Origin of the sequence: Exiguobacterium acetylicum, from assembly GCF_022170825.1 — a bacterium.
Taxonomy (GTDB): domain Bacteria; phylum Bacillota; class Bacilli; order Exiguobacteriales; family Exiguobacteriaceae; genus Exiguobacterium_A; species Exiguobacterium_A acetylicum_B.
In genome coordinates this window covers 1,062,963-1,075,934 of record NZ_CP081878.1, presented here as the reverse complement: position 1 = coordinate 1,075,934, position 12,972 = coordinate 1,062,963, and the positions used below count along the sequence as shown (strand labels likewise).

Genomic DNA, 12,972 nt, shown 5'->3' with positions numbered 1-12,972 from the left:
GTACTTCTTTTGAGACCGAATGACAAGCATTTTACGAACATTTATTCGCATACTTGCACTTTGACCATTTTTCTCACTCTGGTGCTTTTTCGAGATGTTTCAGTAGAAGGAAATAGGTATCTTTGACAGAACGCAGGCGAATCATTCCACGGTCGAACGACGGATATTGCCATTCGACGATCCGTGTTCCGTCGGCATCTGCGACAGCACAATAGACTGTTCCAACTTCTTTGCCGCTATTGCTCGTCGGACCCGCTTCTCCCGTCAAGGCGACGGCAATGTCGGATTGATACAGGCTTCGTGCCCCTTCCGCCATCGCGATCGCCACCTCTTTACTGACTGCCGTATGCTCTTTTAGAAGTTCTTCCGGTACTGATAATACCGCTTGCTTCGCAGCGTCATCGTAGACGACGGCACTGCCGCGCAACACTTTACTCGCACCGCTCACATCGACGAGTCCACTTGCAACGGCTCCTCCCGTCAGTGACTCAGCAAGCGACATTGTCAATCCAGCTTCTTGATACCGTTTCAAGACGACTTCCGGCAAACTCGTCTCGCCATATCCATAGAAGTACATGCCGACTTCAGCAAGTACATGTTGTTCGAGTTCGTCGAGCATACGATCAGCTTCTTGTTGATCGAGTGCCTTGGCTGTTAGACGCAACCGGACTTCAGCAAGTTCAGCATAGGGAGCGACCGATGGATTCGTCGCTTCTTTGATTAACGTTTCAAGCCGGTCGTTTAAAGCAGATTCGCCGATTCCAAAGAAACGGAGTGTTCGCGAACGAATCGTCTCTTGACCGAACAGATGACTGAAGTGATCTTTTAAGATCTGCTTCATCTCGCGTGGTACACCTGGCAAGACGATATATTGATGGTGTTCGGTCTGTACTGACATACCAGGAGCGAGCCCAGCATCATTGCGCAAAACCGTTGCACCATCGATGATTAATGCTTGTTTTCGTTCGTTGATCGTCATCTCCCGTTGGCGCGTTTTTAAGAATCCTTCAATTCGCTCGTACGCCGCTTGATCCAACACGAGATCGCGACCAAGGAGATCGGCGAGTACTTCCTTCGTCAAGTCGTCCTCGGTCGGTCCAAGACCTCCTGTGATCACGAGAAGATCTGCCCGTTGTTGCGCTTGACGGAATGTCTCTTGCATCCGCTCACGATTATCACCGACGACTGTATGGTAATGAACGTCAATCCCTGCACTCGCTAACCATTCGGAAAGGTACTGTGCATTCGTGTTGGCAATTTCTCCAAGGAGAAGTTCGCTTCCGACTGCGATGATTTCTGCTTTCATGTTGATGCCTCACCTTCTTGAAGTATAAGAAAAGACTGTTCGGTATGACGAACAGTCTAAATTGATCCAACTTACATGGATTTTGTAATTAACTTAATGTTTTTCGAGAAATATTCAACGCCTGAGTAAATCGTCAGGATGAGAGCGAGCCACATCGTGATATCTGCGAATGGAATATTCCACATCGCGAAGACGATATCGTGTAAAAGATAGGCTGTGATCGATGTCAACTGGACCCATGTCTTAGCTTTCCCAGAGTTTCCGGCAGCAAGAACGATTCCCTCGTCAGAAGCGACGAGACGAAGACCTGTGACAGCAAACTCTCGACAGAGAATGATGACGACGATCCATGCTGCAACGAATCCAAGTTCCACAAGATAGACGAGCGCAGCAGCGACTAACATCTTATCCGCTAATGGATCCATGAATTTTCCAAAGTTCGTAACTAATTTTTGTTTGCGAGCGATATAGCCATCGAGCCAATCCGTTAAAGATGCAATCAAAAAGATAATGGCTGCAACGAAGTGTGAGACAGGAAGTTCAGCTCCCAGTACGTCCCACTGTCCCCAGTTCGGATCAATCGCAAGTACGATGACGAACACGGGAATTAATAAAACGCGTAATACTGTCAATTGATTCGGTAAGTTCATGTAACGCCCTCCTCCTTCATTTCATATGTAGATGACCCTGTCATCTAAAAGAAGGCACGCCGGATTACGGCGTGTCTACTTTCTTCAAATAGATATTTTGGACGAGAAGCGAACGGTTCAGTTTCAGTTCTTGGTCATTGACGACGATTTTATCAATTCCTTTAATCGAACCAATCCGGATCCGAATCAAGTCCGTCTTCGCGTCCTTCACGACGATCGGATTTGGATCCGATGCATTGATGTGATCTGGCGCAAGTGCTTCTCCCTCAAGTGAAGTATCACGCACACCAACGAATGGTGATGGAGACGCGTCTTTCTTGATTTGAATCGAGACATTCATCGTATCCTTCGTTGCTACTTCATAAGTGACATCTTGACCAGATGTCGACTTCACAGCAAGTGCCTCTTTTTTAGGTTCTTCTTTTGTTTCTTCTTGTTTCGCCGGTTCTTCCTTCGGCTCTTCTTCGGTCTTCGCAGGCGCATCCGTTTCTTTACTCGGTGCGTCTCCTTGATCGATCGTCACATCATTTTGTTTCGGCGCGGACGTCTTCGCCTCTTCGTTACCGTCGAGGAACATCTGCAGACCATAATACAAGGCAGCACCGATTGCAAAAATCAACACGATGATGATGATGTTCGGAATCCAACGTTTTGCAACACTCTTTTTCGGAGCACTGGATTTCGAATACGTCGCTCGGCGCGACAGTCCGACGACTGGCTGTGCTTCCGGTTCTGGAAGGTCACGCTTGTAAGTCGTAAACACTTCATCAACGTCAAGACCGAGTGCTTCCGCATATGTCTTGATGAAGGCACGGGCATAGAATGCACCCGGTAATTGATCGTAATTGCCTTCTTCAATCGCGACGATGTAACGCTTTTGAATCTTCGTCGTCGTTTGAATTTGTTCGAGAGAGACACCCAGTGCCTCCCGTTGTTCCTTTAAGTAGGTTCCGAGCTCGGTCATCGGTAACACACCTTCCATTTTTCATACTTATTCAAAGTTGAACCAATCATTTCCACCATGGGAACGAGGCAGTTCAGTCACAATGATTTCTTCAGTCGTGTTGCGTAATTCAATGATGTAATCAAAATCATCCCACGTATATTCACTTGATTTAACGAAAGCGTCCGGATGCTCGACGATCTTCGTCGCCGGTAGTCGCATGACTTCGCGCAGGATTTGCCAGTGCCGTTCATCGAAATTTCGTTGCGATACTAACGCATCGATGATATAGACATAATCACCCGTCCGCTCATCGTCGAACAACGACGTTCGAACTGTCTGTTTAATCAACGTCGATGACAGGAACAGCCATTTCTTATTCGCACTGACGCTTGCTGCGACAATCGATTCCGTCTTCCCGACGCGCGGCATGCCACGGACACCAATCAACAAGTGACCATCCTGTTTGCACAGCTCTGCCATGAAATCGACGAGAATCCCTAAGTCTTCTCGAACGAAGCGGAACGTCTTTCGCTCATCACTACTTTGATCGATATAACGACCGTGTCGAATCGCAATTCGGTCTCGGAGCTTTGGTTTTCGTAGTTTGATGACCTCAATGGTTGACATCGTCTTGAGAATAGCGGCGAGTCGTGGAATTTGATCCGGTTGTTTCGTTTGCAATAACATACCACGTCGTTGATGATCAACACCATTGATCGTCACGATCGAAATATGTAACATTCCCATCAACGAAGCAATGTCCCCGAGTATACCGGGACGGTTGACCTTTAATTCATATTCGAGATACCATTGCTCGAACTCACTCACGCGCCCATCCTCCTCTATCAATACGATTATCCATTCCTCATGTTAAATGATTTTTTGAAAAATGAAAAGCATTCCTGAACTGAAATTCCACTGCTCACATCCAGGCACCATCTATTTTAAGGATCGCTCCCGACACATAACTGGATTCCGGATGCACTAAGTAACGGATTGCAGAAGCGACTTCCTCTGCTTTCCCGAAACGACCGACAGGGATTTCAGCAATCGCCTCTTCCTTTTCCTCATCAGAAAAAACCGCGTTCATCGGAGTATCGATCCACCCCGGTGTGATCGCATTGATTCGTCCATGCATCGGCCCAAGCTCCTTGCTGTACGCTTTGACGAATCCAAGTTGCGCCGCCTTACAGGTCGAATAGGCAACTTCACCCGCGACACCTTGCTCCCCTAATACACTACTGACGACGACGATTGCAAGATTTGACGTAAACGGTTTTGTCCGCGTCACCGTTTGGCTGATTCGCATCAAGGCATCGACATGGATTTTCCAAAGCTCCTGCATCGATGTCGCCGATTGATCGAGTAACAAACCGCTATAACTCGTTCCAGCACAATGGACGAAAGCATCGACGACCGGTAACGTCGCACAAAATGTCTGCAAGTCCGCCTCATCCGCCAAGTTCACAGTCAGGATTACGTGTTCCCCAGGCCACTCCTCTATCATCCGTTCTAAAACCGCTTGCTGTCGATACGTCTGAAGCACCAATTCATGTCCGGCGACAGCGAGTTGTTTCGCTGCCGCAAGACCAATGGCACCACTCGCACCCGTGATGAGAATTCGCATCACGCGTATGGTTTGACGATCGAGATTGCTCGATTTTCAATAGCGAACAACTCATCAAAACGAGCTTCAATCTCTTCTTTCGTAATCGACGCAATCATCGTCGGAAGCGTGAATAAATTCGTACCGGCAAGTGCGTGACGCGAGAACTGGTTTGCGATGAACTCCGGCGAGTTCAAGGCGCGGAGGAATTTCCCTTGCATCATGTTTCGCTTACGCGTGACTTCATCTTCTGAAAAGTCAGGACGCGTTTGAAGCAATGTCTCGTAGGCATTGATGAATTTATCCGGGTCTTCTGTTTCCATTCCAAACGTCGCAAAGGCGAACTCTTCTTCACTCGAATAGTCAAAGCTGAACGTATCATCAATCAATCCATCTTCATAGAGCTCTAAATACGTCGATGATGTCTGATCGAATAAGAGATGCAACAGCAATTCACTCGTCAACTCCCGGCGGACTTGCGCTTCGCCGCGAAGAGATTCGTCTTTATAGCCAATCAATACTTTAGGTGTTTTAACGTCGAGTTCAAGTTCGAACCGTGGACGATGCACTCCGCGCGGTTCTTGCCCATAATCCCGCTCGATCGCTGGGCGATCCGTGTAGTCCTTCTTCGCTTGGTTCGCCTTGATCAATGCAAGCGTCTCTTCCGGGTCGATGTTACCAACGACGAACAAGACCATGTTCGATGGGTGATAGAACGTACGGTAACATGTGTAGAGGTCATCGGCTGTGATTTGATTGATTGATTCTGGTGTTCCCGCGATATCGATCCGGACTGGATGCGATGCATACATCGATTCAATCAAACCAAAGAATAGACGCCAGCCTGGATTATCTTGATACATCTGGATCTCTTGCGTAATGATTCCCTTCTCTTTCTCCACGCTTTCCGGCGTAAAGTACGGATCTTGTACGAAATCGATCAACGTCTCGAGATTTTGTTCGATCAACGATGTTGCCGAGAACAGATAGGCTGTCCGCGAGAATGATGTAAAGGCGTTCGCTGAGGCACCGAGGCGACCGAACTCTTGGAAGACATCCCCTTTTTCTGATTCGAACATCTTATGCTCAAGGAAATGGGCGATGCCGTCCGGGACCGTGACCCATTCCTCTCCTTTTTTGAATCGCTGATCAATCGAACCATAACGTGTCGTAAACGTCGCATACGTCTTTTCGTAGCCTTTTTTTTGCAACAAGTAGACCGATAACCCGTTATCGAGCTGCTCGTGGTATACCGTTTCGTCTGTATCGTGATAAGTCAGTTGTTCCATCATTCTTCACCTCGCAATAGATATACGGCATCAAGATCGATTGCCGCTGCTAATCGAACGACGTCTTCACGTGTCGCCGTTTCGATGATTTGGATCTCATCTTCAAGTGTCAATCCACGCATCTTCGAACCATTCAACCAACCAATCAACTGCCCTGGTTGATCAAGGATTTGACGACGCGCATTGATTAACATCGCCTTCGTCTGTGTCAATTCTTCATCCGTGAACTGTCCTGCCTTCAAATCAACGAGTTGTTCTAAGATGATTTTCTCAGCACGTTCCGCTTCTTTTGTGTCGACCCCGGCATAGACATAGAGTGCACTATTCAATGCCGCATAACGTGAAGCGGCGTAGTAGGCGAGACTTTCTTTTTCACGGACATTCATGAACAGCTTCGAGTGCGGGAAGCCACCGAACAGACCGTTGACGATTTGCATACGGATTGAATCAGCCGATGTCGGATCAACTGCTACCCGGTAACCGAGATGTAATTTCCCTTGTTTGATCGGTTGTGTTTCACTCGACCGTTTCACGCCATTGACTGTTTTTTGAGCAGGAATGTAATGACTGACTTTTTCCGAGTGTGACGGCAAGAAGGATAACGCATCTTCCATTTCGTCTTGCGTCACCTGCCCGACGACGAAAACGTCGATTCGATCGTCTTCGATCATCGAACGGTATGTATCACGCAAAGATGACGGAGTGATCTGTTCAAGTTCTTCCAGTGTTCCAAGAGATGGCAGGGAGACTGCTTCACCTGGTGCCATCAATTCGAGAAGACGCTGTTGTGCGTAACGCATCTTATCGTCATACAGTGAACTGATCCGTAACGCATGGAGTCGTTTTTCTTGTTTGACGAACTGTTCGCGGAAGCCACCTTCCGTCAAATCAGGATAAAGCACCATCTGCTCTAATAATTCGAGTGCTTCTTTTAAGAGCGACGGATGATGGACAAGCTCTCCCCGTACGACATCGAGCTGGAAGGAAATGACGTGCTCTTCTCCGAACTTCGATGCGTCCGCATAAAGACCGGCATCATATAGTGTTTCAAGTGGTTCACGTAACGCTTTCATCGACGGATAAGCAGCTGTCGATTTTTCCATGATGTACGGCAAAATCGCACGGCTTGTTAACGTCTTCGCTTCGAGCGGTGCCGAAAAAGTGACAAGGATCGTCGTCGTCTTGAATTTATCGGTCGGAACGAGGTGGAAGCTCGTTCCTTCTTTTTTCCATGTGCTGAATGACTGACTCATTACTCTCCATCCTTTCGTTTGAATACATGCGCACTGCGGACGTATTCAATATCTGCTTTTTGTTTAACCGCATTCTCATAGCGAGCGGCTGTAAAGAAGAAATCACTGAGTCGGTTGATGAACGGTAGTAGATGCGCTGCTTGAGGGACATCGATCATCGAACGTTCGACGCGACGACAGACCGTCCGCGCCACATGCAACGTCGCAGCTGCTTCCGTTCCGCCTGGTAAAATGAATTTATCGAGTGGTGGCGATAACTCCGTTAAACTGTCGATCCAACTTTCTAAATCGACTGTCGCTTCCTGACTCAATCGTGATGGTCGTGGTTCGATATACATCAAATCACTACCACAGTCGAATAAGGCATGTTGAATGACTGTTAATTGCTCTCGCACCTCAATCGATGATGCTTTCGTCCGAGCAAGTCCGACGAAGCTATTGAGCTCATCGAGTTCTCCCATCAAACTGATCAAACGATCATTTTTTTTGACCCTACCACCAACGAGAGAAGTTTCTCCCTCATCGCCAGATTTCGTGTAAATTTTCATTTTTCATTCACTCCTATAGCGAAAGGAAGCGACTCATAATGTTCGCTTCCTTTGTTTTTTTGGTAATCGAATTCGGAAAGTCGCTCCTTCTCCTAGGCGGCTGTCGACTTCGACGTCTCCACCGTGAGCACGGACGACGTTCGCGACGATCGCTAGACCGATTCCTGTACCGGTCTTTCCGCGCGTCCGCGCCTTATCTGCCTTATAGAAACGATCAAAGACAAATGGTAAGTCTTCTTCCGGAATCCCGTCACCTGAATCAATGACGGATAATGTCATGTTTTCCCTATCTTCGTCAATCTTAATCTTGATTTCACCGTTCTCCGTATAACGAAGCGCGTTGCCGAGAAGATTCGTCAACACTTGCTCCATCTGATCCGGATCAGCGTCAAACTCAACGTTCGGACCAGCAACAGAGAACGTGACCTGCTTATCGCGTCCCATTTGTTTGAACTTCTTGATGACCCGCTCTGCGAAAGGTACGGCTTCGACTGATTCGATTCGCAACTCCTGATATCCCGCTTCCATCCGCGCAAGATCGAGTAAATCATTGACGAGACGTGACAGCCGTTGTGATTCATCGTAAATGATCGAAGCGAATTCCTTTGTCGCCTCATCACTTTCGGTCATCCCGTCGACGATCGCTTCCGAATACCCTTGCAACATGACGAGTGGTGTCCGAAGTTCATGACTGACATTCGCAACAAAATCAGCGCGCATCTTTTCAAGTTGTTGTGCTTCCGTCATGTCACGTAAGACTGCGACTGCTCCAATCTGTTCTTCTTGTTCAAGCAACGGACTGACGATGATGATGTAGAAGCGTCCCTCTCGCTCGAAGGACACGGTCATCTCCGTCTCTTCTTGCATGACCGTCTGGAACAGCTCGATCAGTTCGTCCGGAACCGGAGAACCTGCAAGGAATGCCTCTGCCGGTGGATTCGTCGCGAGTAGCTCACCTGATTTCGAAAACGTCAACACCCCGTCTGCCATACAGCGCAGAATCGAGGAGAGTAGATGCCGTTCCTTATCGAGATCCGTGACGTATTGATTGAGTTGGCTACTCATCTCGTTAAAAGCAAGCGCCAAGTCACCAATCTCATCGCGCGACCGTTGCGTCAAACTTTGATCGAATTTCCCCTCACCCGCCTCAACGACGGCTTGGCGAATCGTCCGCAGTGGTGCCGTAATCCGCGTTGAGAGGAAGAAAGCAAAGACTGTCGTCCCGATGATCGCTAACAAGACACAGAGTTGAATGATTTGGCGTGCACCCTCATTCGCTTGCTCGATATTCGTCAATTGTTCGATCAGGTAGATCGTGCCATTGCCGCTATCCGTAATGAGCGGTGCTCGGTACGCAAGTGCCGCCTTTCCATCAAACGTCTCATAGTTCCCGATTGCCGTCTCTCCCTCTTCACCATCGATTGCTTTCCAGTTCTGGCGTTCAAGTTCCTTGATGATCCGGTTCGCTTTCGCTTGTGAGATGTTTGCTTCGACAGAATCGTCCTGGGTCTTCGCGATCAGTGTCGCGCCATAAATATCGGTGATTTCAACAGCGGTACTCGATCCTTCCTCGATGCCGGAGTGCGCCTGAAAGACGGTCTCGACTTGTTGACCAAGCTTTGCAAGGTGCCCCCGCTCCTGTTCGATATGAAACGAGTTGAAAAATTCAAGTAACAAGATCGTCAAGGCAATCAAGACGACTGAAACGAGTAACAAAATCGTACCCCATAGTTTAATGACAACGCTTTGCAACCATTTCATCGTCAGGTTGGACTATTCTCGAACTTGTATCCGACACCCCAGACCGTCGTGATCATTTGAGCGGCGTTCGGCGACAAACGATTCAATTTTTCACGCAGACGTTTGACGTGCGTATCGACCGTCCGAAGATCTCCGAAAAATTCATAGTTCCAGACTTCCTTGAGTAGTTGTTCGCGCGAGAATACCTTGTCCGTTTGTTTGGCCAAGAAATACAGCAGTTCGTATTCCTTTGGTGTTAAGTTAACTTCTTGCGACTCGACCGTCACGCGATGTGCGTCATTGTCGATCGTCAAATGTGGGAAGACGATGACATCTTTCGTCTTCGCATCCGTATGGAGGAATTTCGTCGCGCTTGCTCGACGAAGGATTGCTTTGACGCGCAAGACGACTTCACGTGGACTGAATGGTTTAACGATATAATCATCCGCCCCCATCTCAAACCCATGAACACGGTTTGTCTCTTCGCCTTTTGCCGTCAACATGACGATAGGCGTCGCTTTTGTTTTCCGCAGTTCTTCACAGACTTGCATCCCGTCCATCTTCGGCATCATTAAGTCGAGGAGAATGACATCGTATTCTGTCTCAAGCGCCATTTCAAGCGCCGTCTCTCCATTGTCTGCTTCCTCGATCGTGAAATTTTCCCGCTCCAGATACATCTTCAACAGGCGACGAATCCGTTCTTCATCGTCGACGACTAAAATACGTGCTTCTTCTGACATGCTGTCTCCTCCTATGAACTAAACTCTACTCCTCTATCCTACTACTCTTTTAGTATACTATGAAACGAAAAGAATGGCTTGCTCTGGCTGACTTCTCCGAAAAGAGGCACATTGATGAGACAAATATGAAAAAGCAGCGGACCGTTTCCGGATCCGCTGCTTTCCTTTCCTTATGCGTAAGAGTGTAATCCTGCTACGACAAGGTTAACGAAGACGAGGTTGAACATGATGACGGCAAATCCACCGACACATAACCACGCTGATTTTTTACCGATCCAACCACGCTGGATGCGCATGTGGAGATAGAACACATAGAAGAGCATCGTGATCAGTGCCCAAACCTCTTTCGGGTCCCAGCCCCAATAACGGCTCCATGCCATTTGCGCCCAAATCATTGCGAAGATCAGACCGCCAAGAATGAAGATCGGAAGACCAATCGCAACAGAGCGGTAGCTGATTTCATCCGCTGTTTCAAGATCAATTTTACGCGCAATCGGCTTTAAGCTTTCAGCAAGACGCTTCCGTAAGATGACGAAACGAAGCAAGACGTATAAAACGACGCCACCAATGACTGACCAAAGGACCGTATTGACTTTGTTCGCGTTCAAGAAGTTTGGTAATTCGATGACAGCACCTGAACCCGATAATACTTTTCCGCCTTCAGGACCTGTCAAGACAGGCATCGCATAGTCGTGCGTCATTGTCGCACCGTTCTTCGCTACGTATTCAATCGTCGAAGCCGATCCCGTCGCTTTGAACAATAGACCGACTAAGATGTAACCGACGACACAAGCGAGTGAGAACATGACGACTTCAAGCCATGTACGTGTTTTCGATTCCTTGCTGAAATCCGTTGCGTGAATCAAGTACAACAATCCTGTCGCGAAACTGACGGCAAGGATTCCTTCGCCGAGTGCAGCTGTCGTGACGTGGATTTTAAGCCAGACGCTTTGAAGTGCTGGAATCAATGGTTGGACTTCATCCGGGAACATCGACGCATAAGCGATGACGAGCAACGCAACTGGCATCGCAACTAAACCGAGGACATTGTTTTTGTAGATCGCATAGACGATCAAGAATCCGAGTACCATCATCATGCCGAAGAATGTCGTGTATTCATATAAGTTCGAGACCGGAACGTGCCCAGCTCCTGCCCAGCGGGTAAAGAAATACCCGAGCTGAGCGAGGAAACCGATGATGGCGAGCGTAAAGGCGATTTTACCAGAACGCGTCGGTCCTTTTTTACCACTCGTCGCTACAGCGAAGAATCCTGTACTGACGAGGTAGACGATGAATGATGTAAGGAGCAGGTTACTGCTCAACTGAAGCAAATTCATTTAGCTTCCCCCTCTTCCCGCAACTTTTGTCGATCCTCAAGTTCTGGTAGACCGACTTCCGTCAACGCGAGATTAGCTTCTTTTTGAAGCCCCAATGCATTTTTGTTCGTAAATCCAGCAATCTGGATGCGACCGTTCTTCTCACGTAACCAGAGACGACGGTGCGGCCAGTACATTCCGATCAATAGGCCTGCCATGAAGATGATACCACCTGCAAACAGGAACGGTAGCGTCAAATCTTTTTTAATCCGGACACCCGAGATGTTCGAGAGTTCCGTACCGGCGAATGCCATCTTGTACTGGTTCTCATCTCCACCGACGTTGAGCTTGATACCAATCAAACTCCGCTCACCTTTCGGGTGTTCCGGTGACTTGATACTGAAGACGAAGGCTGGATTGACTGGACGTCCCGAGTTCGTCGTTGGCTGACCATCTTTGACGACGAAGTCCGGAAGGAAGTCCTTCAGTTCGACTTCATATCCATCTTTTAAAGCATAAGTTTCTTTCGGTTCACGCAAGTCGACTTTGATTGTATCGACGACTTTGTCCGTCTTCTGGTTGACGATATTAAACGACATCGTCTTGAATTCCGGATCTGCCGCATACTGTTCTTGGAAGACTTGATAATCATCGAATTCGAATGGGCGGTTGACTGCCGTCTCACCTGACTTGATTTCTTCAAGCTCCGGTTTGAAATCGGATGTTTCGCCGACTTTCTTATACAGCGTCATCTTCGTATCATAGTTCTTCGGTACGTTTCCGCCTGCTGCTTCAAGTGACTTCTTGAACTTCTCATCGACCTTCTCAGGATCATAGAACTCGATGTTGAACGCTTCGTTCTTTAGGTAGTACTGATTGTCCGTCGCCTCGATGGGCAACGTCTCCCCTTCGCGTAACCAGAGCAATTCATCTTCGTGCATGCCCGGTACGACCCGAAGCATTGCACCACCGAAGAATAAGACGAGTCCGATGTGATTGATATATGGACCCCAACGCCCGAAACGTTGCTTTTCAGCCAAGAGTGCTCCGTCTTGTCGACGGACTTTATATCCTTTTTTCTCTAGCAACGGTGCGATCGCATCGATTGTTTTGACATCTCCAGTCGCTTCCGCGCCAAATCGCTGACCGTTCATGAAACGGTCCGACTGGATGACCGGTTGTTTCTTCAATGCTCGGTAGAGCGGGAAGAATCGGTCAATTGACACAATGATGATCGATAGTAGTAAAAGCGTGATTAACCCAATATACCACCACGATTCAAAAAGATTATGGAATCCTAACGTATAATAGATATCACCAGCTGTACCGTATTCTTTTTGATAAAACTCTTCCGGTGGTGTTGCCTGTGGAATATACATCTCTTGTGGGAAAATCGTCCCGACTCCACTTGCGATGATGATCAAGGCAATCAACCACAACCCGACTTTGACAGACGAGAAGAACGTCCATGCCCGGTCGATCCAAGATGGATTTTTACGTTTCGATCGAAGCTCCGCTTCCTCGTAACGCATGTCCAGTTGTTTGAAATCTTCTTGCTCCTGCATCCCTTAAATCCCC

The 12,972-nt window shown here is 48.0% G+C and carries 12 protein-coding genes; all 12 read right to left on the bottom strand.

The features are described from left to right. Nucleotides 1-73: 73 nt before the first annotated feature. Nucleotides 74-1,306 carry a competence/damage-inducible protein A gene (locus K6T22_RS05520; protein ID WP_238239315.1) on the bottom strand — a complete coding sequence of 411 codons (1,233 nt, stop codon included), beginning with the start codon at nucleotides 1,304-1,306 and terminating at the stop codon, nucleotides 74-76. Nucleotides 1,307-1,377: 71 nt separating this feature from the next. Continuing rightward, nucleotides 1,378-1,956: a CDP-diacylglycerol--glycerol-3-phosphate 3-phosphatidyltransferase gene (gene pgsA, locus K6T22_RS05515; RefSeq protein WP_238239314.1), complete on the bottom strand. Its 579-nt coding sequence runs from the start codon at nucleotides 1,954-1,956 to the stop codon at nucleotides 1,378-1,380. A 64-nt stretch (nucleotides 1,957-2,020) separates the two neighbouring features. Beyond that, nucleotides 2,021-2,920, bottom strand: coding sequence for a helix-turn-helix domain-containing protein (locus K6T22_RS05510; protein WP_238239313.1), 900 nt, complete (start codon nucleotides 2,918-2,920; stop codon nucleotides 2,021-2,023). Between the two features lie 27 nt (nucleotides 2,921-2,947). After that, complete coding sequence (locus K6T22_RS05505) at nucleotides 2,948-3,730, bottom strand: DUF3388 domain-containing protein (protein ID WP_023467698.1); 783 nt, start codon at nucleotides 3,728-3,730, stop codon at nucleotides 2,948-2,950. 94 nt (nucleotides 3,731-3,824) lie between these two features. Further along, the gene (gene ymfI, locus K6T22_RS05500) at nucleotides 3,825-4,529 is read right to left on the bottom strand and encodes an elongation factor P 5-aminopentanone reductase (RefSeq protein ID WP_238239312.1); all 705 of its coding nucleotides are present in this window, start codon (nucleotides 4,527-4,529) and stop codon (nucleotides 3,825-3,827) included. After that, nucleotides 4,529-5,797 carry an EF-P 5-aminopentanol modification-associated protein YfmH gene (yfmH, locus tag K6T22_RS05495; RefSeq protein WP_425293153.1) on the bottom strand — a complete coding sequence of 423 codons (1,269 nt, stop codon included), beginning with the start codon at nucleotides 5,795-5,797 and terminating at the stop codon, nucleotides 4,529-4,531. The genes ymfI and yfmH overlap by 1 nt, the downstream gene beginning before the upstream one ends. Continuing rightward, nucleotides 5,797-7,050, bottom strand: a complete 1,254-nt coding sequence (gene yfmF / locus K6T22_RS05490) for an EF-P 5-aminopentanol modification-associated protein YfmF (RefSeq protein ID WP_238239310.1) — start codon at nucleotides 7,048-7,050, stop codon at nucleotides 5,797-5,799. Before yfmF ends, yfmH begins: the two co-directional genes overlap by 1 nt. After that, entirely contained in the window at nucleotides 7,050-7,598 is a 549-nt protein-coding gene (locus K6T22_RS05485; RefSeq protein ID WP_238239308.1) for a cob(I)yrinic acid a,c-diamide adenosyltransferase, read from the bottom strand. The genes yfmF and K6T22_RS05485 overlap by 1 nt, the downstream gene beginning before the upstream one ends. A gap of 33 nt (nucleotides 7,599-7,631) precedes the next feature. Continuing rightward, a complete protein-coding gene (locus K6T22_RS05480; protein ID WP_238239306.1) occupies nucleotides 7,632-9,359 on the bottom strand; it encodes an ATP-binding protein in 1,728 nt (575 codons plus the stop codon). A gap of 2 nt (nucleotides 9,360-9,361) precedes the next feature. After that, on the bottom strand, nucleotides 9,362-10,078 hold the full coding sequence (locus K6T22_RS05475) for a response regulator transcription factor (RefSeq protein ID WP_023467692.1): 717 nt from the start codon (nucleotides 10,076-10,078) through the stop codon (nucleotides 9,362-9,364). Between the two features lie 170 nt (nucleotides 10,079-10,248). Then, nucleotides 10,249-11,415, bottom strand: a complete 1,167-nt coding sequence (gene ccsB / locus K6T22_RS05470) for a c-type cytochrome biogenesis protein CcsB (RefSeq protein ID WP_283205702.1) — start codon at nucleotides 11,413-11,415, stop codon at nucleotides 10,249-10,251. Next, nucleotides 11,412-12,959, bottom strand: a complete 1,548-nt coding sequence (gene resB, locus K6T22_RS05465; protein WP_238239305.1) for a cytochrome c biogenesis protein ResB — start codon at nucleotides 12,957-12,959, stop codon at nucleotides 11,412-11,414. Before resB ends, ccsB begins: the two co-directional genes overlap by 4 nt. Nucleotides 12,960-12,972: the final 13 nt, after the last annotated feature.